This is a genomic window from Dokdonella sp., from assembly GCF_051958935.1.
GTDB lineage: Bacteria > Pseudomonadota > Gammaproteobacteria > Xanthomonadales > Rhodanobacteraceae > Dokdonella_A.
Genome location: NZ_JBQCFP010000010.1, coordinates 1 through 23,721, shown reverse-complemented (window position 1 = coordinate 23,721; position 23,721 = coordinate 1). Strand labels below are relative to the sequence as shown.

The following is a 23,721-nucleotide window of genomic DNA, read 5'->3' as shown; positions in this document are numbered from 1 at the left end:
CTTTCCGGACGCTATAAAGACAGAGGAATCGCTCCATGGCACGCGGCATCAACAAGGTCATCCTGGTCGGCAACCTCGGTGCGGACCCCGAGACGCGCTACACGGCCAACGGCGGCGCCATCACCTCGATCCGCATCGCGACCTCGGAAAGCTGGAAGGACAAGCAGACCGGCGAGCAGCAGGAGCGCACCGAGTGGCACCGCGTGAAGTTCTTCGGCCGCCTCGCCGAGATTGCGGGCGAGTACCTCAAGAAGGGCCGCCAGGTCTACGTCGAGGGCTCGCTGCGCACCGACAAGTACACCGACAAGGATGGCATCGAGCGCTATTCGACCGACATCATCGCCAACGAGATGCAGATGCTCGGCGGCCCGGGCGGTGGCGGTGGTGAAGGCGGAGGTTACGGCGGCGGTGGTGGTGGCGGCGGTTACGGCAGCGGCAGCGGCGGGGGCGGCTACAGCCGCGATCGTGGTGGCGAGCGCTCCGCGCCGTCGCGTGGTGCGCCGCCTGCAGCGGCGCCGCGCCAGTCCGCGCCGCCGGCCGACAGCGGTTTCGAGGATGACGACATTCCCTTCTGAGCGCTGTCCCCGCCGCCGTCGTTCGAGGTGGACGGCGTGCGCCACCAGGTTTCGCTGAACCACTCGCGTGTTTCGTCGATGAACACGCGATGCGCCGCGGACAGTGCGAGTCGCTCGTGGTGGGCCAGCAGGATCCGCTGCAGCGGCAGCGGGTCTGAAATCGTCTTGCGCACCAGTGGGCGGCCGTCGTAACTGAAATTGCTGAATGGGCGCGAGTACGCGATCGCCACGCCGAGCCCGTTCGCGACCATGCCGCGCTGCAGTTCGAACGAGCCCGTCCGCACCGCCCGCAGCGGACGCACGCCGCGCATCTGGAACAGCTCGAGCATGTGCTGCCAGCTCTGCGCCTGGTCGGTGAGTATCAGCGGCTCGCGGGCGAGTTCGGCGAGCGACACCGATGATTGCTGCGCGAGCGGATGGTCCGCCGGCAGCAGCGCCTGCGGCCCGATCTCGCACAGCACGGTGCGCGCGATGTCGTTCGACAGCCCCAGGTCGTAGCTGATCGCGAGGTCGGCGACCCCATCATCGAGCTGGCGGCCGATCTGGTCGAAACCTTCCTCGCGCACGATGACGTTGATCGCGGGGTACTTGCGGGCGACGCGCGCGAGGATCGGCGGCACGCAGTACGGCGCGAGGTCTTCGAAACAGCTGAGCACGAATTCGCCGTGCGGCGCTTCGCCTTCGCCGGCGAGCGATTCCAGCGCCTCGACGTCGGCGAGCACCGTCTTGGCCCGGCCGAGCACCGTCTGCCCGAACGCGGTGAGCGAGATGCCGGTACCGCGCTGGCGAACGAACAGCGCGCGCCCGAAGTACTCCTCGATTTGCGTGATCGCGGTCGAGATCGACGGCTGGGACACGTGCAATGCCTCGGCCGCGGCGGTGAGGCTGCCGTACCGCGCGGTTGCGATCGCATAGTTGAGCTGTCGCAATGTGAGCCGGGTCATGCACCGCATTCCACGTCGAAGTTCGCCGTCTTGCAGCCTAGGTTGGTTCGAGGGCCCGCGGCTATTGGTCCATCGTCGTATGGACGGGGCGGCGCATGGCCCTGCGCTGCGACGACGCACGGCCGCTCTCGTGCTCGATGGCCGGGTGTCGTCGTGACGCCCATCACTGCGTGCAGCCGGCGACGCGCACGTTGTCGATCGCCCAGTTCACGCCAGCTCGATGCGGGAAGCGGTCATGGCCAATGCGGAAACGGAACTTCACGGTCTGCCCTGCGAGCGACTCGATGTCCATCACCGACGTACGGTAGGCCTGCGGATCGCCGCACCAGGCCGACTTGCCGGCGAGCGGATTGCCGAATGCGCCGGCGATGGTGCCGTCGAGTGGATCGGTCATCGCGCCGGTCAATTGCGTCCAGCTCGAGCCGCCGTTGACCGAGGCTTCGACGATCGCGCCATCGTTGCACGTGCCGGTCGCGCCCGCCTTGAGCGACTGGCGGCTGAGGAAGCCGAGCGTGAGCGGCGACAATCCGGACGGCAGCGCGACCGATGGAGACACGAGCCAGGCATCGTTCGGAGCGCCCGATGCGGGCGCGCTCGCCTGCCATGCGTACGTCTCGCCATTTCCATCGGATTCGAGCGTCCAGCGATCGCTGCTCGCGGGGGCGGCGCCGTGCGTCCAGCCGCCGCCGCCGCCGTCGAGATCGTCGGCGAACACGAGCACGGTGCCACTGTCGACGGGGCAGTCGCCGGCGAGATAGAGCGTGGTGAATTCCTGTGCCGTGCCGGCCGTCGCCGCCTCGAATCCGCTCGCGAATACACGGTCCGCACCGGCATCGCTGTCGCCGCACGCATTGCGTGCGATCACGCGCCACCAGTAGCGCGAGCTCGTCTGGAGCGGTTCGGCCGCGCCGATCGTCCACGCAGTGCCCGCGGTTTCATGCGAGCGCACGATCCGCGTGAACGCGGCGTCGGTGGCGACCTGCACGAGGTAGCTGTGCGCATCGTCCACCGGGTCCCAGGTGAAGGTCGGTGTCGCCGATACGCCGGAGCTGCCGTCCGCGGGAGCGGTTGCGGTCGGTGCGACGGGCCGGGCGTCGTACACGGTCAGCCCGAGATCGAGCGTGCGCGTCGCGACCGGCGACGTGCCGGTCACGGTCACGGGCCAGGCCCCCGTGGACATGCCGGCCGTCGCGTCCAGGTGCAGCGATGCATCGGCCGGTGGCGATGCGGGGTTCGGCGCGAACGCGGCATCGATGCCGGCCGGCGCGTTGTCGAGCGCGAGCGTCACCGGGCTCGCGAAGCCGACGATCGGCTCCAGATGCAGCGTGGCCTCGCGCGAGCCGCCCGCGCACACCTGCAGCGACGGCTCGCTCGTGGTCATCGTGAAGCTCGGCAGCTGCGTGCAGTTGATGCAGGCGAGTGCGAAGTCCTGATCGGTCGCGTCGCCGACGCCGGGCACGCCGTCGCCGGCGATGTTGCGAGCGCGCACGTGGATGCGGACGTCGCCGACCACCGTGCCAGCGGGCAGGAATACCGCCTCGTAGTTGTTGCGCTCATCGGGTTGGCCGCCCGGCGTGCTCCACTGATGGTCGAAATGGTTGCCGTGGTAGGTGACGCCGCCGGCCTCGACCTCGAGGTCGAGGTCGTTGACCTGCGGACTCGCGCCGAGCGCGCCGGGTGCGTCGGTCCATGCGAGCGCGATACGCACCGGTCGCGTCGGATCGGGAACGCCCCACGCGTAGTCGCGCGTCTCGCCGCCGGCGTCGAAGCGCTCGCTCTGATCGAGCAGCACCTTCGCGGTCGCATCGAACATGGCCTGCATGTTCGGCATGCCGTAACCCTGGTCGTTGCTCGGCAGGTCGTCGTCGGCGTCGACGCCGGTGAGGTAGGTCGGATGCGCGATCAGCCATGCCTTCATCCGTGCCGGGCTCGGTGCGCGCGCGCCGCCGACTTCCTCGAGCGTGCCGTGTGCGTCGCCGCCGCCGCCGTTCTCGATCCACCAATAGGCGAGTGAGGCGACGCCGGACAGTGCAGGCGTCGAATGGCTGGTGCCGCTCGACGAGGCGAACACCGTCTGTCCCGCGGGATAGTTCGCGATGCACACGCCGCCGCCCTGGAAGCCCGAATAGATGCTCACCGCGCCGAGGATGTGCGTGCCGGGGCCGACGACTTCCGGCTTGACCCGGTCGCCGGCGACCGGGCCGCGGCTCGAGAAGCCGGCGATCGATTGCGGGTCGTCCGCCGCGGAGAAGCCGTCGTCCTCGCAGCGGCTGCCGCCGTCGAACGGACGCAGGTTCTCGGACGCACCGACGGTGATCACGTTCTTGCCCGAGCCGGGCGAGCCGACCGAACCCGGACCCGGACCTGCGTTGGACGCGGCGACGAGATAGATCATCGGCTGGCTGCCCGCGGCGGCGGCGTCGACGTCGCGCACGGCGGCGTCGTAGACCTGGTCGCGCTCCCCGTAGGTGCCGGTCGCGCCCGAGCCCCACGAGTTGCTGCTGATCTTCGCACCGTTGCGCGCGTTGGCCGCGACGATGCCCTGGTCGTTGCCGCCGCAGCGCGTGACGTCGAAGCTCGGGGCGGGGCCGACGAAGATCGTCGTGGAGCCGACGCGTGCGAACGGATTGACGCCCAGGCCGAGGTGTTGCCCTTCCGCGTCCTGGAAAGGCCAGCCCCCACGCTGGTCGTAGCCGGCGATGATGTTCGCGTTGAGCGTGCCATGGCTGTCGACGGCTCCGACCTGGTTGTCCTGCAGGCTCGAGCAGTTCTCGAAATAGGTGACGCGCGCCGGCTGCGAGAGGTCGCCCGATTCGTGCAGCATCGGATCGGCCGTCGCGGTCATGCCGATACCGGTGCCGCCTTCGTGGAGCGTGCTGTCGGTGAGATCGATCAGTGGATAGGCCGCCGGCGCCTGGGGGAAGCCGCGTTCGAGCAGGAATTGCAGGTGGTCGTGCGAAGCCGGACCCGGCGCTGGATCCCCCGACAGCAGCAGCGTCTGCTTTTCGTCGAGCAGCCGCGGCGGCAGGCGCTCGCCGACGAAGCTCACGTCGGCGCGTTCGGCGATCGCGGGAATGTCGCGCAGGTGCACGCGCAGGTCGAGGTTGTGGAACTTCAGGATCGGCGCCCAGTTGGCGTCGAGCCGGCCGCTGCCGAGCGGCGCCCGTTGCCGCGCCGGGAGCACGGCGAGCTGCTCGACGAAGCGCCGCGTGTCGGCGGCGCCGTCATGCGCATAGACCTGCACGACGACGTCGACTTCCTCGTCGTCGATCGTCGTGGCGAAGCGGCGGTCGAGCAGCGGGTCGAGCTTGAGGAATCCCTGCAACGGCGCTGCGTAACCGAGCCAGCTCGCGCGGCGGTGCAGGTCCGCGAGCCGCTCGGCTGCGGCGGCGTCGGCCCATACGATGTAGCCGTCGTTCGGAATGTATTGCACGGGCTCGATGCCGCGTGCCGCCAGTTCGTCGAGCCATGCCTGCCGCACCGGCCCTTCGAACTGCACCAGGTGGAGACCCGCACCGCCGTCCTGCGCGTGGAATGGCGCGCGCGCGGCCGGCGCCCCATCGCGAGGATCGAACGGGTGCGCGCTGAATTCGAGCCGGTGGCCGCGCGCATCGGCGGCGCGCGCCGTCGTCGGATACTCGAGGTTCGCGCCGGCGAGCGCTACGAGGATCGCCGACGTCAAGATCTTGAGCATGGCGCTGTTCCTGCGGGTCTAGGGAATGGAAGGGGAGAGGCCAGCGAGGTCACCAGCACGCGGTCGGTGAGTCGGTCATCGTGCAGGAAGAAGTCGGACACGCCGACGTCGACGAAACCCGATTTGCGGTAGAACGCGATCGCGCGGGCGTTGTGCTCCCACACTTTCAGCCACAACGTCGCGCCGCCGAGTGCCGTCGCGGCGCGGCGCACCTCGGCGAGCAGTTGCTGGCTGACGCCGCGCCCGTGCCAGCAGCGATCGACGTAGAAGCGATGCAACTCCACCGGAAAGGCGCCGTCCACGCAAGGCGGCGCATCGCTGCGGCGGACCTGCGCGAACGCGGCGAGACAGCCGCGTCGGGCGAGCAGCGTAGCCGTGTGCGGGTCTGCGAGTTCTTCGGCTTGCCGCACGGGCGCGAATGCTGCATCGACGTGCCGATGCAGCTTCTCCGGGCGGGCGTAGTGGGCATAAGTATCGAGATAGGTGCGCGCAGCGAACGCCGACAGGTCGCCGGCGTCGGTGCGCGTGCCGCGCTCGATCGTGCACGCGACCTGGAGGTGGCGGGGCGCATCGACGGCGAAATCGAGGAGCGCGTCGTTCATGGCGTCGTGATGTCCTTGTCGTTGGTGGCGGCGGCGTGTCTTCCGGAGCCGGCCGGCCTCATGGCGTTGCGACCAGGCCGCACCGGCCTGCGCGCAAATGCACGCCGGTCCGGTGGGGGGATCGAGGAAGACCGGTCGCCGATGCGACCGGTCAGGAAGCAGATGTCAGCGCGCGCACTCGCCGGCATCGCCGTCGAAACCGTCGCGCAGGATCACGTCGGCGCAATCGAGGGTGCTCGGCGTGGCGAAGACGGTGAACGAGAAGTCGCGTGCGCTCGCGTCGGTCTGGTTCGCGCACTGGGCGAGCGGCGTCCAGGTCGGGCAGGCGTCGTCGATCCAACCGAGCGGATTGCGCCAGACGGCGAGCTGGTTGTGCTGTTGGGTCGACACGCCCCAGTAGCCGCGCTCGGGCGATTCGGTGGTGAGGCCGACGAAGGCCCACGAGACCCAGTACGTGCCGGCAGGGAGATGGCAGGACTGCGGCAGGATCGCGGCGATCTGGTTCGCTTCCGCCATCGGGAAGACGCCGAGGTCGTTCGCGGCGCAGACGACGTCTTCGCCCGGCTGGCCGTCGCCGCCATCGGCGAGCACGCGCAGGTCGATGCGCGACGGGGGGGCCGCGCCTTCGCTCGCGCCGTAGGCGGTGAAGCTGAAGCCGGTGAGGTTCCAGCCCAAGCCATCGACGACGAAATCGTCGGCGCCGTTGGCGTCGAGCCCGGCGGGGACTTCGGGCGGCATCACGACATTGTTGTTCCACATGCGCAGCGGCGTGTCGGTGACGTGCTGGTCGTAGATCGGCGCGCTGGTATCGACCACCGCGAGCGAGACCGGCACGGCGAGGCGGCCGTGGCGCGGATCGTCGCTGAACACGCACACGTTCGCCTGGTACAGGCCGGGTGCGAGGCCGCTCGCATCGAAGGTGAGGACGACGTCCTGACCCGCTGCACCCGCGGCGATCGTGCCGGAGGCGGCGCTGCCCAAGCCGAGCCATGGCACGCTGCCCGGTGCGGAACAGCCGACTCCCGGCTTGGCGATCGACAGCGCGGTCATCTGGTCGCGCGGGAAGAACTCATTGCTGGTGACCGGCAGCTCGCCGAGCGCCTGCGATTGCGCGCTGATCGGATCGATGACGCGCACTTCGCTCTGCGGCCATTCGCCGCCGTTGTCGTACAGTGCGGTCCAGTACAGGTCGCCCGTCGCCTGGTCGAACGCGATGCCCTGCTGCAGGAACGGCACGGTGAGCCCGAGCGAGCCGATCGGCTGCGCCTGGCCGGTGTTCTTGTCGATCGCGATCAGCGTCTGCGCGGCGAGGTCGATCGCGTAGAGCAGGCCGTCCGGCGAAATCGCCAGGCTCGAGATGTAGTGCTGAGGATGGATGCCGGGGCCATCGATCGTGCCGATGCGCGTGGCGAGGCCGCTGTCCATGTCGATCGTGTACAGCGTGGCGTCGTTCGGCGCGAATGGCTCGTCGAGGAAGTTGATCGCATACACCATGCCGTTCAGCGGGTCCTGCGCCATGCCGCTCCAGCTCTGGTTGCGACCCGGTACGCCCGTGATGTAACCGACCTTGTTGTATTCGCCGGTGACGGTGTCGAACCAGCCGTAGGAGCCGACCCAATCCGGTTCCCAGCTGTCGCCGATGATCGTCCAGAGCTTGCCGAAGTCATTGCCGATGAAGGCGGCCGTATTGATCCAGTCGTTGTTGTTGTTGACCGGCGTGTACGTGTCGAGCGGATCGAGCGCGTCGAACGAGGCGACACCCGTGCGCGTGCTGCTGACCCCGTAGGCCGGGACGGCGAAGCCGCCGCTGCCGCGGGCGACGGACGGGTGGACGCCCGCGGCTCCGCCGGCCGGGCGCTGCATCGTCGCGGCATGCGCACCGGTGGCGAACGGTGCGGCCGCAATGCCCGGCGCGATGTAGCGCGGCGACTTCGGGAAGTGCGCGGTGCTGCCGCCGGGCGCTTCGGCCAGGCTCCAATGCAGGTCGCGGTTGCCGGTGTTGAGCACGGTCATGGTCGCGCTCGCGCTGCTGCCCGGGGCGACGATCGCGCTGATCGAAGGCTGCGCCACGGCAAGCGCCGGATTGCCGGCCGAGATCGTCACCTCGCCACTGTCCGCGCTGCTGCCCGCCGATGCGGTATAGCTCCACACGATCGCGCTGTTCGGCCGCAGCGATGGCTGATAGTAGGAATACTTGGTGAACAGTCCGTCCGGATCGCCTTGCAGGCCGACCGTGGACCATGCCCCGTTGTCGGCGTCGTTGCCGAACGCGACGGACTGGTATTCGTAGCGGATGGTGTCGCTGTCCTCGGCGAACACCACCTGGAACGTCGCGCGGCTGCTCGCGATCGCATACGTCGGGAGGTCGTTCCATTGCACGATGAAGCGGCGGTTCGGCGCCGTGCCGAGCGTCTGCACGAAGACGCGGCTGTCGTCGAGATCGCCGCCGCCGCCGAGGTTGCTCCACATCGGTGCGATGAAGCCCGGCACGTTGATGCCGTAGAAGGCGGGGATGTCGCCGTTGAAGGAGTAGCCGGGCTGCGGCTTGGCGCCCGGGCTCGGGCTGTCGCATACCGGATCGTCGTAGCCGATGAAGCCGTCGATGCTCACGCAGAGCGCGCTCGATTCACGTCCGTAGAAGCGGATCGGAAAACCTGCAGTGACTTCCGCGAAGTCGTTGCGATCGGGAGAACCCGGCTCGAAGCCGATGTCGGTGCCGGTCGTCGAAATGTCGACGAAGCTCGGCGCGGCCTGGTCGTTCGCGGTGTAGCTCGCAACCGTCGAGTAGCCGGTCCAGGTCGCCGAGCGCGTGGTATCGCTGGTGGCGACGACGCTGCGTACGAAGTAGTCCTGCTGGCCGGCCGGGATCGCGTGCGGTTCGTAGGCCATCAGGGTGCCGTCGACGCTGTCCTCGACGGTCTGGTGGGTGAGGGTCTGCGCCGTGTTGTTGATGAGCCGGTAGCAGATGTTGACCTGTTCACCGACGCGCACGTCGACGCTCGTGCCGGTGCCGCATTCGAACGGGTCGCCGGCGTACGGCGTCACGGTCAACTGGATCTCGATGCCGCCACCTCGTGCCGACTTGCGCGTACCTTCCGTGCGCACGTTCACCTTGTGCGGTGCAGGCGTGAAGGAAATCGGGTGCGCCTGCCGCACGGTGCGATCGAGGCGGAAAGCGGAGAAAGCGTGGGCCGGAGCGCCGGCCGCGACGGTCGATGCCGCGGCGGCGGTTATCAGCAGCATGGCGCTGCGCAAGCGGTTGCTAGGAATCATGGCGACTACCCTTGACTGGAGGTGCGGGGACGGCATCGCGCATCGCATCGCGGCATCCAGGCCGCCGACGGATCGCACACTTCGTGGCACGGGCAGAAAGACGTCTGGACATCCGTCGACCGCTTCGCACGACGCGCCGAGTCTGCGTCGCCATTGCAATCGTTGTGAAATACTTAATTCGTCGGTGCCTCTTAGGCTCAGACTATGAGCGCCCGGTCAGGGATCGATCGTAGGCCCGGCGTGGCACGCACGCCTCCCGAACCCAAGGCCGGCGTTCGCCGGGTCTTCGCGTTCATGCCCGACGCATGGCCGTCGCGCGGGCCGTGGCGGCCTTGCTGCGCCCGGCAGCATGCCGAGCGCGAGCGGGCGTCGCTGCCCGTACCGCTTCGTCCAGGTTGCAGGAAGACGAGCAGGGGCGATCAAGGCGGGGATGTAGGATGTCGTTCGCGAGTAGCTCATGCCGGAACATGCCGAAGGAGTGGTCCCGCGAAGAACGACGAAAGCCGTTCGCCGGCGCCAATCGGGTCGGCGCGAGCCGCGAACCGGGCGGCATGACGCGCGTCGCGACGGCCCCGCACGCGTGCTCCCGAACCACCGGAGCGCGGCCCCGCGGCTCCGCGTGCGGCATGGCGTGGTCGCGTGCCGCATCTCGTCTTCGCAATTTGGCGCATGTCGCGTCGACCGCCGGAGGCGATAACCATGATCTCGCGCATTCTCGTCGCGTTGTACGGCCTGGCCTCGTACATCGCATTTCTCTGCACGTTCGTCTACGCGATGGGTTTCGTAGGCAACTGGCCGATCCTTCCGCGCACCATCGACGGTGCGGTCGAAGGCCCGCTGGCGAGCGCGCTGCTCGTCGATGTCGGGCTGTTGCTGCTCTTCGCGATGCAGCACAGCGTGATGGCGCGGCGCGGCTTCAAGGATCTCCTGACGCGCGTGATTCCGCCGGCAGCGGAACGCAGCACGTACGTACTGTTCTCGAGCGCCGCGCTCGCCACGCTGTTCGCCTGCTGGCGGCCGCTCGGCGGCGAGGTGTGGAGCGTCGAAGGAAGCGCGGGAGCCGTGTTGATGGTCGCCTCGGGCGCGGGATGGATCCTGGTGCTCGCTTCGACCTTCCTCATCAACCATTGGGACCTGTTCGGCCTGCGCCAGGTGTGGCTCCACCTGCGCGGGCAGCCCTGCGGCCACCTGCGTTTCCGTACGCCCGGGCCCTACCGTGTCGTCCGCCACCCGCTCTACGCCGGTTTCATCATCGCGTTCTGGTCGACGCCGGTGATGACGCTGACGCATCTCCTGTTCGCGGTGGCGACGACGGGCTACATCGTGATCGCGATCCAGTTCGAAGAGCGCGACCTGCTGCGGGAACTCGGCAGGGACTACGCGCAGTACCGGCGCCGCGTGCCGATGCTCCTGCCGCGCCTGCGCCCGCGTGACGTGGAAATCGCCGACGTGCCGTAGGGGGGCCTTTGCCCATCATCGGAAGCGTCGAACAGAAAAAAGGCGGGCCGAGGCCCCTCCCTGCGAAAGGCGGTCGCACGCGCGACCGCCTGTTCGCGTCACGCGAGCTCGGTCGACGGATCGATGATCGCCTTCACTTCGCGAATCCGCGTTGCCGGAAATCCGCTGAGCTTGGCGTGATGGCGGATGTGCTCCTCGTCCTTGGCGAGGTACACGCAATAGGTCTTGTCGTCGACGACGAAGGACTCGAGCCCTTGAATGTCCGGCCCGATCTGCTGCAGCACGCCGTTGGATGTCCTTGCGATTGCGCAGAAGCCTTCCGGGGTGTTGTTGCCGATGCCGGGAACCTCTCGCTCGATGATGTACTTCTTCAACATGGCATGCTCCTCATGGGTAGTCGGTGGAAGATCGCAGGCGCGATCGGAATGCGGGCTCGCGGCGCGAACGCCTTGCACTCGCCCCGGAGAACGCCGCCGCGCCCGATCGACAGACGCAATTTCGACCGTCGACGCGCCGTGCCCGCCGTGCCCCGGCCCGCCGCACCTGCGCGTGGCGCCGCTCGGGTCGAATGCGCGTGGCGCCATTGGCCGCCGCGTTTCGTTCTGCGTGTAGTCCTGCGGCATTTCCGCCGCGGATCCGACCAGGCGACCGCCGTGCGCGCGTGGCTTTGCCGGGAACCCGTCACGTGCGCGCCCGCAAGGAACAGAGACATGCGTCATTGCCCATCCATCCTCGTCGCGGCGCTCGCCGTGCTGCTCTCGTCGGCATTCGCATCGCCGTGCCGTGCAGCAGCCGGCGACCTCGATCCGTCGTTCGGCACGGACGGCGTGGGCCTGTTCACGCCGGACGGGGCCGCCGTCCACGAGATGGCCTCCCACGCGGTGCTCACGCTCGCCGACGGCCGCATCCTCGTCGGCGGGTCGCGCAACTACGTGCAGCCGGGCAGCCCCGATCCGCGCCAGCGACCGACCCTCGTGCGCTTCTCCCGCGACGGCGCCCTCGATACGCAATTCGGCAACCAGCCGGCCAACCCGGGCCTGCTCGAACTCCCCGCGGTCGCGGACACCGGCATGCAGCAGGTCGAAGCGATGGTGCAGCTCGTCGACGGCTCGATCATCGTCGCGGGCACGAATTTCGCGTTCGGTCCGCTCACCGGCTTCGTCATGAAAGTCGACGCGGATGGGCGGCTCGATTCCGGCTTCGGCAGCGCGGGCATCGCCACGTTCCCGCAAACGCAGCTGCATGCGATGGCCGCGGACGTGCTCGCGACCAGCACGCGCATCGTCGTCGCCGGCGAACGCGTGGATGCGACGGGCATCTCGCGTGCGGTCGTGATCCGCATGGACGCCGAGGGCGCACGCGACCGCGGCTTCGGTCCGCTCGCCGATGGCGAGTACGTATTCGAGCCGCGCGCTGAAGGCGACCAAGGCTACATCCACGCGCTGGCGGTCGACCGGGCGAGCCGCATCGTCGTTGCAGGTTCCTACGCCGCCGCGTCGGGCGCCGCCATCGACTTCTCGGTCGCGCGCCTGCTCGATCGCGGCAGCCTCGATCCGGAATTCGCCGCAGGTGGCTGGCGCACCTTCCGGGGTCCGGACGCGACCTCCGATTTCAACGAGATCGGCCAGCTGCTCATCCTGCCGAACCGGCGCATGGTGTTCGCCGCCCACCATCGGCTCGCGAGCGGGGGCACGGGGATCCTGCTCGGCGGGCTGGACGAGGCCGGCGCGACGGATACGGCTTTCGGTGCGCCGTCGACGCCGGGCTACAGCGTCCTGGACGTGGCGCCCGACGCCGTCTACCGCAACCCCACTGGCCTCGTCCGCCAGCTCGACGGCAAGCTGCTCGTCGGCGTCGCCTATTCCGTCGATGCGTCCGCGCCGGACCCCCGCCGGCCGGAATTCACCGTCGCGCGCACGACGCCGTCCGGTGAACCCGATACCGGTTTCGGCGACGACGGCGTCGCGCATTTCGACCTCGCGCCGAACGGCGACTACAGCCTCTCGACCGCGCTCGCGCTGCAGGACGGCCAGCCGCTCGTCGCCGGCGCGGCCTGGCGGCAACACGGCATGCGACTCGTCGACCTCGCCCTCGTTCGTCTGCAGGGCGAGACGTCCACGGGTGTCGATGCGATCTTCGCGAGCGGTTTCGAGGCGCCGGCGATGCCGCTGGTGATCACCTACGACGATGTCCCCGAAGGCGCGCAGGGCGCGTCGTGGACCGATGCGGGCGTGAGCTACCACGACGTCAATGGCGTCGACGTCGTCTTTCCGGACGGCTCCGCTGCTACGGCGGACGATCTCGGCGACCAGCTCATCGTCGAGCGCGCGCCCGCGTTCTATACGTTCTTCCCGGGATGGGGCAGCGCGCCGAATGCACTCACGTTCGGCGGTGCGTACATGGCGGGAGACAACTTTTCGCTCGGGCCGCTCGCGCGCGTGACGATGGACCTCGACGAGGTCATGTCCGACGCGGGCATGGACATCGCCTACTACGAGAACGGACCGTGGGGCGGCATCGTGCTGCACCTCGATGCGTATCGGCAGGGAACGCTCGCGGCCTCCGACACGCTGACGATCTCCGATGCGAGCCCCGGGCGCGACAACCCTGCCGTCGCGCGTCTCTCGATCACGGGCGCTTCGTTCGACCAGCTGAAGCTGCATGCGACCTACGAAGGCCAGGCCTCCGCCCCGCGCGTGATGATCGACAACCTCGCGCTGCGGCCCGCTGCCCGATCGGCAGGGCGGCCATGACGCCGGCGCAGGTCGCGCCGCCGGGCCTCGCGCACGTCGGGCCGTCATTTTCCCGGGCACAGGAACGACGTACCATGCTTCAGCAGCAGCCTATCGGAGCCCCTGCCGCCATGGTCGAGGTCGAGATGCCGGAACCGACAGGGACGCGCGGGGCGCAGGCCTGGTTCGACGGAATGTACGGCCGGCTGAAGGCCGTCGCGGGCCGCCAGCGCGCGCAGGCAGGCAGCCCGCCGACGTACAGCACGACCGAGATCGTGCACGAGCTGTACCTGCGCATGTGCGCGGAACGCTCGCTGTCGTTCGAGCGCGAGCTCGAATTCTTCTCGTATGCCGCGCGCACGATGCGCAACTTCCTCGTCGATCTCGCGCGCAAGCGCATGTCGCTCAAGGACGGCGGCGACCTCGTCAAGGTGGACATGACCGACCCGATGGTCGGATCGGTATCGATCGATCCCGGCCAGGCGCTCGAACTCGACGCAGCGTTGCGCGTGCTCGAGGCGGATTCGCCGCGCGCAGCGGGCGTACTGGAGCTGCATTACTTCGCCGGGCTCGCCCTCGACCGCGTCGCGGAAATCACCCGCAGCTCACCGCGCACCGTGGATCGCGACTGGAAGTACGCACGTGCATTCCTCGCGGCACGCATGAACGGGACAACGGCCGCCTCGTGAGGGCTCATGTCGCTGCGCGATGCCTATGACGAACTGATCGATCTGACGCCCGCCGCGAGGGATCGCCGGGTCGGCGAGATGGCGCTCAGCGACTCCGACCGCGCCATGCTCCGCGCGATGCTCGCCGACCGGACGACCGACGTGTTCGATCACCCGGTCGCGAGCCTCGTGCAGAGCCTGCAGCCGGACGAGCCATTGTTCCGGCACATGCTCGGCCGCCAGGTCAGCCGGTTCACGCTGGTCGAACTCATCGGTGAAGGCGGCTCCTCCGTCGTGTTCCGCGCCGAGCGCCCCGCCGGATCGGGCAAGCAGGAAGTCGCGCTGAAGATATTGCGTGCGAGCCGGCTCTCCGACGATGCGGGGCGTCGCTTCGAGCGCGAGCAGGCGATCCTCGCGCAGTTGTCGCATCCGAACATCGCGCGCTTCATCGAAGGCGGCGTGGTCGAAGGCAGCGGCCTGCCGTACCTGGCGATGGAACTCGTCCGTGGCCTTCCGGTGACGGAGGCGTGCGCGCAGCGGCAGCTCGACCTCCCCTCGCGCCTGCGCCTCGTGTCGGATCTCTGCCGCGCGATGCAGGCGGCGCATTCCGCGCTCGTCGTCCACTGCGACCTCAAGCCGACCAATGTGCTCGTCGACGACGAAGGACGCCTCGAGGTGCTCGACTTCGGCATCGCGCGGCTCGTCGACGCCGAGGCCGGGCCCGACGCGACCCGTACCCTCGCGTTGACGCCGGAGTATGCGGCGCCGGAGCAGTTCGCCCTCGCGCCACCGCACATCGCGGTCGACATCCACGCGATCGGCGTCCTGCTCGCCGAAATCCTCACCGGGGAACGGTTCTCGGCGTTCCAGCGCAAGCCGATCTCGTCGATCGCGACGATCGCCGCGGAGGGCGGCGATGCACGGCGCGCCGGACTGCCCGCACCCGCGACGCTGGCCAGGTTGCTGCGCGGCGACCTCGACGCGATCGTCGCGAAGGCGACCGCGACGAGCCCGGATGATCGCTACGCGTCCGCCGAGGCGCTCGGCAAGGACATCGATCGTTACCTTGCGGGGCGGCCGGTCGAAGCACGCCGCGCCTCCGGCTGGCGGCGTGCGGCGAAGTTCGTGAAACGCCATCGCGTGGGCGCGGGCCTCGCTGCACTGGCGATCGTGCTGCTCTGCGCGACGACCGTGGCCGCGACGCAGCAGGCGATCAAGGCCAGGCGCGCTGCGGTCGCGGCCGAAGAACAGGCCAATCGCGCTGACGCGGTGCGCAACCTCGCCTTCGATTTCTTCTCGGAAGCCGAGCCCGGTGACGCGCAGCGGAAGGACGTCACGGTCGCGCAGGCGGTCGAGCGCGCGATCGCCCGGCTTTCCGCGGACCACGCGATGTCGCCACGCATCCGCATCGACCTCCTCATGCGCCTGGCGGTCACGCTCGGCCGGCGCGGCAGCCCCGAGAGGGCCATCGATCTGCTCGAGGGCCTCCACGAGGAGGCGCGCGCGACCCTGGGCGCGCACGACGTGCTCACGCTCGCGGTACTCGAGCGCGCATCGAAATACGACCTCGAGCGCGGCGAGTTCGATGCCGCGCGCGCGAAGATCGATGCATTGCTGGCGGACCAGGCCGTGCCGGGTTCCGGTGAGCTGCAAGCGAACGTGTTGCTGCGCGCGGCATCGTTGGCGTGGAAGACCGGTGACTTCGCCGGCTCGCTGCGCGACAGCGCCAGCGCTCTCGAGCTGGCCAACGCGCTCGGTGACAAGGCCATCGCGAGCGAAGCATTGACGATGCGCGCCGGTGCGCTGCTCGCATCCGGCGACGCAGCGAATGCGCTCGACGCCTACGAGCAGCTCGTGCAGGGCTTCAAGGAGCGCTACGGCCCGGTCCACGGCCAGGTGTCGCTCGCCTACTCGGGGCTCGCCCGCGCGTACCGGCGCCTGGGCCGGCTGGCCGAATCCGAGGAAGCCGCGCGCGCGGCGATCGCGATCGATCGACAGGTCTATGCGGCCAACCACTGGATCCTCGCCAATCATCTCAACGCGCTGGTCATGACGCTGCTCGAGCGGCGCAAGTTCGACGAGGCCCTGCAAGCGGCGGAAGAATCGCTCGAAATCTGTCGCCTCACGCTCGCCGACGGACACATCGATCTGACGACCTCGAAGTACACGGCCGGCAACGTGCTGCTGCAGATGGGCCGGTACCGTGATGCCCTCGGCTACCTGCGCGAAGCCCTGGCCGAGCATGCCGCCGCGCTCGGCGACGCGTCGTCCGACACGCTCGTCGCGCGCGCGGCGTACGGCCATGCGCTCGCGATGGCGGGCGAGAAGGAGGCCGGCGTGCGCGAGCTCGAGGCCGCGATCGACGTGAATCGACGTCGTGACAGTCCCGACTACACCTTGCTGGCCAAGGCGATGGAAAAGCGCATCCGCCTCGCGATCGCCGATTCGGATCCTCAGGCGGCGAAGGCGAGGTTGCCGGCGCTCGAGGAAGTCGTGCGCAGCATGCCAGCCTACGACCGGCGCACGTGGTGCGCACGCGATGCCACCTTGCGTGCTCGCGCGGCCTATTCCGCCGGCGAATGGACCGCGGTCGAGCAGGCGTTGCAGGCGGCTGCGTCGACGATCGGAGAACACGGCTGCGGCAACGAAGCCGTCGCCGTGGAGAACGCGCTGTTGCGCGTGCTGTCGCGCGCGCGCCGCGGCCTGGCCAACGACGCGAGCGATGCGAGGGAGACATACGCACGCGCGCTGTCGCTGCCGTTCCCGCCACCGGAAGTGGCCGAGTTGACGCGGCAGATGCGAGGCCTCGCGCGGTGACGTCGGGCGCGCTTCGCGGGAGACTTGCGTCGCGATGCCTTGGAGGAGCGAGGGCAAAGGGCTGCTCTTCAGCCCTCAGGCCTCGGCAACGGAGGCGCCCTCCCGGACGCCTCCGCAGACCCGACGCTCACTGCGGGGCGAGCGTCCCCGGAATTTCGGTAATCCGGTCGACCGGCAGGCCGTTCGCCTTGGCGGCCTGGTGGATCGCGAGTTCGTTCGGTGCCTCGTAGACGCAGTAGGTCTTGGTCTTGTCTTCGTTCGCGTACGACAGCACCCACTTCACGTCGTACTTCGCATTGTTCTTGTTGACCTCGGCCTTCTTGGCAGCGTCGACGCCGTCGAGGGCGCCGGCGGGGAACGTACGTTCGATCATGTAGCGATGCTGGACCTTGTCGGCCTTCGGCGCGGCGCCGGCGGCATCGGCGGTCACGGCCGCGAACAGGGCGAGAAAAGCGAAAGCCAGTCGATTGCGGATCATGGGATCACCTCGGTAGTTGGATTCGTGCAAGGCGTCGATCGTTGCGCGCCTCGCCTTTTTCCAAGACGAGATTGCATCGGTCGCGGCGCCAGCCGGGAAGAAACGTCGCGACCGGGCGCGGCCGCGCCCTCGCTCAAACGATCAGCGGCCGCTCGCGCGTCACTACGAGTGATGCCTGCGGCGGACATCCGAGCTGGATCTGCGAGCCGGGCGACACGGCGGCGAAGAGCACGCGGTGTCCGTCCACGAAGGTGCCGTTGCGGGAGTGGAGATCCATGAGCCAACACGTTCCGGAGCGGTCTCGCCATACCGCGCAATGACGCCGCGATATGCCGGCGCCACGGAGGCGTAGGTCGCAGGCGCAATCGCGACCGATCACGAGCGTGCGTTCGGTGATGGCGAGCGCGCCGGCCGTGGCAGGCACAGGCGACGCGACGAGGAAGACGTCGGCCAGTGCGACGTGCGCCGCAGCCGCCGTCAGCGCGGCGGCTGCGCGCGCCGTTGCGGCGACGTACCCATGCGGCCGCTGGCCCAAAAGGACGGTGATGCGTCGTTGCATGTGCACGGAGGTTCCGCAGCGGAGGAAAGTGGGCCCCATGTCCATCAACGGATGCCGTGCGCCAAACGCGCCATCCCGCCGCATCCTTCGTTCGACCACGAACCGTCCCGTCGAGCGCGCGCGCGACGTTCGGCACTGTGCTCGGGCAGCAGCCGGAGGGCCGTCGTACCGGCAACGTCGCTTGCCCACGCCAAGGCCCGCCGACGGCAGGGCGGAATGAAACCGTACGAGGGCACCGGCCGTTCCGCCCATCATGGCGCTCGCTCCGGCGGGAATCCGTCTTTCGAGGCGATCCCTTGCCGAGGCACGTAAACCATGAATGCAAAGTCGTTTGGCCTGCTCGCGCTCGCCGCGCTGCCGTCGATGTCGAGTGCGATGCAGATGGATATCGAGGGGCCGACGGGCAGCGTCCGCTTCGGCGCATCCGTCCAGGCCCTGCCGAACGGAAACTTCATCGTGGCCGACCCCGGCTACCAGTCGGGGCGCGGCGCAGTGCACCTGCTCGGCCCTGCGGGCACGGTAATCAGCACGCTGCGCGGCGCATCGATCGACGACCATCTTGGCGCCGGGTCGCTCCTCGTGCTGCCGAACGGCAATGTCGTCGCCTGCAATCCGACCACGAGCCGAAACGCGTCGGGCGCGCCGATCAGGAATGCGGGCTCGGCGACATGGATCGATGGCCGTTCCGGCCTGGAGGGAACCGTCTCCGAGCAGAACTCGCTGATCGGCTCGTCCGAGAACGACGAGGTCGGCGGCGACTGCCGCCAGCTTCGCGGCGGCAACTATGTCGTGCTGTCGCCGAACTGGGACAGCGCCTCGGCGACGAACGCGGGCGCGGTGACCTGGGGAAGCGGCGAGCGCGGCGTCAGCGGCACGATCTCGGCCGCCAATTCCGTGATCGGAAGTTCCGACGCGGACTTCGTCGGCCTGCAGTTCGTCGAGCTCGACAACGGCAATGGCGTCATTCCCGCCGAGTACTGGGATGTCGGCGGCGTGGAGCAGGTGGGCGCGGCGATCTGGCTGGATGGCGAACACGGAACGGTCGGCGAAGTCGGCGGCGCGAACGCGCTCATCGGATCGAGCGCATTCGATCACGTCGGATCGCAGGTGGTGCCGTTGGCCGGGGGGAGCTACTACGTCTTCAGCGACTCATGGCATGCGTCTGCCGACGCCGCCGTCGGCGCGATGACCTGGTGCAGCGGAAGCGCTCCGTGCGCGGGACCGGTCTCGGCGTCGAACTCGCTCGTCGGAGCGTCGCCGAACGACATGGCGTCCTCGCAGGGGATTGCGCTGGCGAACGGAAAGATGCTGGCGATGATGCCGAACTGGAGCAGCGCAGCGGAGGGCCTCGATGGCGCAGGTGCGGTCACGGTGCTGCGCGCGGATCGATCGGTCGTGGGACCCGTCGCGCAGGCATCGCTTCTCCATGGTGCTGCCGCGTCCGATCATTTCGGCAAGTTCGCGGTTGCGCTCGACAACGGAAACGCCGTCGCATGGAGCAACGAGACGCATATCAACGGAGAGGCGAACGGCGTCGGCGTCAGCTTCGTCGACAGCGACCATCCGGCGACCGGTCCGGTGCTGCTCGAGCGGACCTTGTCGTCGCGCACGGGAGGCGTCGGTTCTTCCGTGCGAGTCGTGCCGCTCGCAGGCGGGCGGTACGCCGTCGCGTGCCCCGACTGCAGCGTGGATGGGATCCCCAAGGCCGGCGCGGTGGTGTGGTCGGACGTCGCGGGTGTCACGGGCTGGATCGACGGCATCAACTCCGTCCATGGTCGATCACCGAATGACCGCGTCGGCGACGACGTCATCGCGCTGTCGAACGGCAACTACGTGATCGTTTCGCCCTCCTGGGGCGGCTCGGTCATTGCCCCGGAAATGGGGGCTGCGACGTGGGTCGATGGCGCGACCGGTTTCGCAAGAGGCGCAACGACGCTGGGCGTCCCGGTCGCCGTCGGCAATTCCCTGGTCGGAAACGCGGTCGGAGACCACGTCGGCTCCGGGGGCGTGATCGCACTCGCGAACGGCAACTACGCGGTCGGAAGCCCTTCATGGGACAACGCGAACATCAGCGATGCCGGCGCGGTCACCTGGGCGGACGGAGCAGAAGGCGCTTCCGGGGTCGTGAGCGCCGCCAATTCCCTGTTCGGGACCTTGCCCGACGATCGCATCGGAAACTTGGGTCCATACCGATGCATCGTGCTCGGGGACGGCAGCCTCGTCGTCGCTTCTCCCGAGTGGGACGAGCCGACGCCGACGGGCTCCGTGCAGAACGTCGGCGCCCTCACGCTGATGGACGGACGCACCGGTCTGCACGGGCCCATCACCGCGGACAACTCGCTGCTCGGCCGGGCGCCCGACGACTTCCTGGGCTATGCGATTTACGGACAGCGAACCGGCGCGTTCGCCGCGTGGTCGCCGTACGTGCACTACTGCGATCCGCAAGGCCATTGCGGCGGCAGCATCGGTGCCGTCACGCCATTCGCTGGCAACGAATTCACGCCCGGGCGAGTGAGTCTGGACAACAGCGTTTTCGGCCATGTCGAAAACCAGGGCACGACATTGTCGGCTGCGCTGGGTGGCATGAGCCCGGTGCTGCTCGTCGGGCAGCCGGAGGCAAACATCGTTTCGCTGCTCACGTTCGGCGGCACGATCTTCCGGAATGGATTCGAAGCGCGCTGAGAGGCCGCCCGGGCCGACCGATCCCGCGCAAGCGATGTTCGCGTGCGACCGCGCCATGCACGAGGCGGTGCGTGGCGCCGCGACGAACGGTCTTGCGTTCTGCGCAGTACATGGCTGCATGCCGCAGCGAAGAACCGGAGAACACGTCGTGTCGCCCTTCCATCCCATTCGTTCGAGTCGCCTCGCGTCACCCCGCTCGAATCGCCTCGCATCGGCGCGGTCGATTCCCCGACGCAAAGAGCCTGCGCGCGATGCGCGGGCCCGCGCCGCGATTGGCGCGTCGCGCGCATGGATGCGGGGTTGCATTTGCGGGCTCGCTTTCGCGTTCGCATCGACAGGCGCATGCATGGGCAACGCCGCCGCCGCGCCGACCCCGGATCCCACGTACGCGGGAGCGCCCGACGGCGTGCTCCAGCTTCCCGTCCCGGAGGCCGTCGGCGCCACCGGAACGCAGCTCATTCCGTTCGACATCGAGACGTCGCGCGACGGGCGGGTCACGCTCAGCGGATACATCACTCAATCGGGTTCGCAGACGACGAGGGTCCACGTCTACATGCGGCTGCTGCCGGATGGGCGCATGGATACGACGTTCGGCCCGACGGGATCGGGTCGACTGGACCTCGATCTCGATGTGGATGCCGATCGGATCGCCAGGAACGTGTTGCTCGACAGCGGGGCGGTCGCTTTCGTCGGGACCAGCGGTCCATCGGCGATGATCGGCCGGATTACTTCCCTCGGCCGCCGCGATGTCGACTTCGACGAAGACGGAAAACTGGTCGTCGGCGCCTCTGCGTTCATGACGGACGCGTCGAACGCGGGATTCGGCGACGCCGCGCCTCAGGGCAACGGCCTCGTCGCGGTGGGCGTGGCCTACAAGCCGCAGCCGCTCGCGGCCTGTTCGGCGGTCGCGAAGTTCAATGGAGTAACGGGCGCGCCGATCACGTCCTTCGGGCATGGCGCGGGCCGCGTTTGCGTGACGCCCCCGGGCTCGGATGTCTCGCTCGCCACGGCCGTCGTTCCGCTCGTCGATGGACGGATCCTCGTCGGCGGGGCGAGCATCCATCCCGGGGGATCCGGCTATGACTTCAGCGTCGTGCGGCTCACCACGGAAGGCGACGTGGACGAAACGTTCGGCCCGAACCACGACGGGTGGGCCTTCGTGCATTTCGATATCGGCGGAGACACGAATGATGTCGTCGCATCGATGATGGTCGATGCGGGCGGACGGATCCTCGTGGCTGGACCCGTGAGCCTGACGCCGACGCAAACCATCACGGGTGTCGCGCGCCTGACGCCGGATGGACTCGCCGATCCCGGGTTCGGACTTGCCGGAAAGGCAAGGTTGCCGATGGTCAGCAACGGGCGAATCCTCCGCGTCACCGACGACGGGCGCGCGTTGATCGGCGGCGTCCGCATGGATTCGCTCGGCAGCGTCTCGGTGCTGCTGCGCGGAAACGGCGAGCCGGACGCGTCGTACGGCCTATCCGGGATCTATGAATACGCGCACCCGAACGACACGTTCTGGTATGGCGCGCCCGGTCCCGACCACATCTACTTCGCCGGCAAGACGTCCGTCCACGTTGCGGGCCAGAGCGACCAGGATGCCTTTGCCGTCGCACGATCCACATGGCCGATCTTCCAGAGCGGTTTCGACGGCGCGATCGCCGATCCCTGACGGCCGGATCCAGGCGTCATCCCGTGACGCGAGGGCGTCGAAGCCCCGCTTCGGCACCCTCGTCGAGTCCCGGCGTGCAGCCGGCTTCCGCAGGACGACGCCCGCGCTACAACGGACTGCCGCCGAACTTGTGCGTGTACTGCACGTAGACGGTGCGGCCGACCGCATCGAACCACGAGATGTCGTAGTACGGATACGCGGTGTAGGTGGGATCGTGCGGCGGCATCTTGTTGAACAGGTTCGTCACCGCGAGCGAGAGGCGCGCGTGGTCGCCGAACGTGTACTGCGCGGACGCATTGAAGCGGTAGGTCGGCGCGATCGTCGGGCCCGGATCGCCGTCCTCCCAGACCTGGTCGTACGACCAGCCGTTCGGCAGGCGGCCGAGGCGTTCGCCATGCAATGTCGCCGACCACGCATCCTTCTCCCACGTCACGCTCGCGCTCGTCTTCGTGCGCGGGATGTCGAAGCCGCTGTTGACCTCGAACTCGTCTTCGACGCGGTCCCCCCGATACTGCTGGAAGTCATGGCGCCGCACCCAGGTGTGGTTCGCCGAAAGCGTGAAGCGGCCGACCGACGTGTCGAAGCGGTAGCGCGCCGCAAGGTCCGCGCCGCTCGTCGTCTCGCGCGCGACGTTGATCGGGTTCACGTAGATGCCGTAAAGCGAGCCGTTGCTGCTGCGCGTGATGCGCGCGAGCGCGTCGACGCAGGTGGGCGAGTTGATGTCGAGGTCGCCGAGGCGGCACGACGCTTCGTCGCGCAGGATCGAGTCGACGCTCATGTCCTGCACCTGGTTGCGCATGTCGATGTCGAACCAGTCGAGCGAGAGGTCGAGGCCGTCGAGCGGCGACCAGACCAGGCCCGCGGTCCACGACTTGCTCGTTTCCGGGTCGAGCGTGCGATTGCCCGCGCGCGTGCGGATCAGGCCCTCGGAATATTCTTCGCAATCATCGGCGCCATCGTTGAGGCAGTTGTAGTAATCGATGCCCGAGGTTTCGTCGTTGCCGACGCCGGCGTAGACGTAGTGCAGGTCCGGCGCGCGGAACGCGGTGCCGTACGAGCCGCGCACGAGCAGGCTGTCGATCGGGCGCCATTCGAGGCCGGTGCTCCAGGTCGCCTTGCCGATCTCGTGGCCGGAGTAGCGATACTGGTCGTAACGGCCGGCGAGGCTGAGGTTGAGCGTGTCGAGCACGGGCATGCGCAGTTCGCCCGCGCCGGCCCAGCGGTTGCGGCTGCCGTGGCCGTCGGAGTCGCGCCAGCTGTAGTAGTAATACTGCGTCGCGAGCGGATCGGGGTTGAGGTCGTACGCCTGCCGGCCGACTTCGACCGTACCGGAAAACCCCGCGTCCCCGCCGGGCAGCGCGAACAGGTCGATCGTGCTCGCGGTGAACGCGGCCGTGCTCGTTTCCGATTCCGGATGGTAGACCGTGCGCGCGGCGATCGAGTCGTACTCGGCGCGCGTGATCGGCGTGTAGAGTCGCGACGGGTCGGCGTCGAAGATCGGCAGGCAATCCTCGTCCTCGCAGATCTGCTCGCCGAGGAACAGCGCGTTCGCGCGGGCCGCGAC

14 protein-coding genes and 1 pseudogene are annotated in these 23,721 nt (G+C 68.7%); 7 read left to right on the top strand and 8 right to left on the bottom strand.

Annotated features, from left to right (window positions below):
• Positions 1 to 35 precede the first annotated feature (35 nt).
• Positions 36 to 575 (top strand): single-stranded DNA-binding protein, encoded by a 540-nt coding sequence (ssb, locus tag ACTHK2_RS00910; RefSeq protein ID WP_440243748.1) that lies wholly within the window; start codon positions 36 to 38, stop codon positions 573 to 575.
• A 68-nt stretch (positions 576 to 643) separates the two neighbouring features.
• Here ssb and ACTHK2_RS00905 read toward each other — a convergent pair.
• The 4 genes and pseudogenes from ACTHK2_RS00905 to ACTHK2_RS00890 form a co-directional block, all read right to left on the bottom strand.
• A pseudogene (locus tag ACTHK2_RS00905) lies at positions 644 to 1,519 on the bottom strand (LysR family transcriptional regulator); the annotation flags it as partial.
• Positions 1,520 to 1,682: 163 nt separating this feature from the next.
• Positions 1,683 to 5,213, bottom strand: a complete 3,531-nt coding sequence (locus ACTHK2_RS00900; protein WP_440243746.1) for a S8 family serine peptidase — start codon at positions 5,211 to 5,213, stop codon at positions 1,683 to 1,685.
• Positions 5,198 to 5,815, bottom strand: a complete 618-nt coding sequence (locus tag ACTHK2_RS00895; protein WP_440243744.1) for a GNAT family N-acetyltransferase — start codon at positions 5,813 to 5,815, stop codon at positions 5,198 to 5,200. The genes ACTHK2_RS00900 and ACTHK2_RS00895 overlap by 16 nt, the downstream gene beginning before the upstream one ends.
• 165 nt (positions 5,816 to 5,980) lie before the next feature.
• Positions 5,981 to 9,058, bottom strand: a complete 3,078-nt coding sequence (locus tag ACTHK2_RS00890; RefSeq protein ID WP_440243741.1) for a hypothetical protein — start codon at positions 9,056 to 9,058, stop codon at positions 5,981 to 5,983.
• A 729-nt stretch (positions 9,059 to 9,787) separates the two neighbouring features.
• Between ACTHK2_RS00890 and mddA the strand changes: the two genes are divergently transcribed.
• The gene (mddA, locus tag ACTHK2_RS00885; RefSeq protein ID WP_440243739.1) at positions 9,788 to 10,546 is read left to right on the top strand and encodes a methanethiol S-methyltransferase; all 759 of its coding nucleotides are present in this window, start codon (positions 9,788 to 9,790) and stop codon (positions 10,544 to 10,546) included.
• A 98-nt stretch (positions 10,547 to 10,644) separates the two neighbouring features.
• Here mddA and ACTHK2_RS00880 read toward each other — a convergent pair whose 3' ends face one another.
• A complete protein-coding gene (locus tag ACTHK2_RS00880) occupies positions 10,645 to 11,169 on the bottom strand; it encodes a DUF4242 domain-containing protein (protein WP_440243737.1) in 525 nt (174 codons plus the stop codon).
• A gap of 87 nt (positions 11,170 to 11,256) precedes the next feature.
• Here ACTHK2_RS00880 and ACTHK2_RS00875 point away from each other — a divergent pair, with 87 nt between their 5' ends.
• The 3 genes from ACTHK2_RS00875 (at position 11,257) to ACTHK2_RS00865 (ending at position 16,763) form a co-directional block, all read left to right on the top strand.
• Complete coding sequence (locus ACTHK2_RS00875) at positions 11,257 to 13,299, top strand: hypothetical protein (RefSeq protein WP_440243735.1); 2,043 nt, start codon at positions 11,257 to 11,259, stop codon at positions 13,297 to 13,299.
• A gap of 125 nt (positions 13,300 to 13,424) precedes the next feature.
• Entirely contained in the window at positions 13,425 to 13,967 is a 543-nt protein-coding gene (locus tag ACTHK2_RS00870) for an ECF-type sigma factor (protein WP_440243733.1), read from the top strand.
• A 6-nt stretch (positions 13,968 to 13,973) separates the two neighbouring features.
• Positions 13,974 to 16,763: a protein kinase domain-containing protein gene (locus ACTHK2_RS00865; protein ID WP_440243731.1), complete on the top strand. Its 2,790-nt coding sequence runs from the start codon at positions 13,974 to 13,976 to the stop codon at positions 16,761 to 16,763.
• Between the two features lie 127 nt (positions 16,764 to 16,890).
• On the opposite strand, the gene ACTHK2_RS00860 is transcribed toward ACTHK2_RS00865, so the two are convergent.
• Both ACTHK2_RS00860 and ACTHK2_RS00855 read right to left on the bottom strand, forming a co-directional pair.
• On the bottom strand, positions 16,891 to 17,241 hold the full coding sequence (locus ACTHK2_RS00860) for a DUF4242 domain-containing protein (protein ID WP_440243729.1): 351 nt from the start codon (positions 17,239 to 17,241) through the stop codon (positions 16,891 to 16,893).
• A 133-nt stretch (positions 17,242 to 17,374) separates the two neighbouring features.
• Positions 17,375 to 17,845, bottom strand: coding sequence for an FHA domain-containing protein (locus ACTHK2_RS00855; RefSeq protein ID WP_440243727.1), 471 nt, complete (start codon positions 17,843 to 17,845; stop codon positions 17,375 to 17,377).
• Between the two features lie 270 nt (positions 17,846 to 18,115).
• On the opposite strand from ACTHK2_RS00855, the gene ACTHK2_RS00850 reads away from it, so the two are divergent.
• Together ACTHK2_RS00850 and ACTHK2_RS00845 are read left to right on the top strand one after the other, a co-directional pair.
• Positions 18,116 to 20,482 (top strand): hypothetical protein, encoded by a 2,367-nt coding sequence (locus ACTHK2_RS00850; protein ID WP_440243725.1) that lies wholly within the window; start codon positions 18,116 to 18,118, stop codon positions 20,480 to 20,482.
• Positions 20,463 to 22,157, top strand: coding sequence for a hypothetical protein (locus tag ACTHK2_RS00845; RefSeq protein ID WP_440243724.1), 1,695 nt, complete (start codon positions 20,463 to 20,465; stop codon positions 22,155 to 22,157). Before ACTHK2_RS00850 ends, ACTHK2_RS00845 begins: the two co-directional genes overlap by 20 nt.
• Positions 22,158 to 22,263: 106 nt before the next feature.
• Here the strand turns inward: ACTHK2_RS00845 and ACTHK2_RS00840 are convergent.
• On the bottom strand, positions 22,264 to 23,721 hold a 1,458-nt coding region (locus ACTHK2_RS00840; protein ID WP_440243723.1), incomplete at its 5' end, for a TonB-dependent receptor domain-containing protein.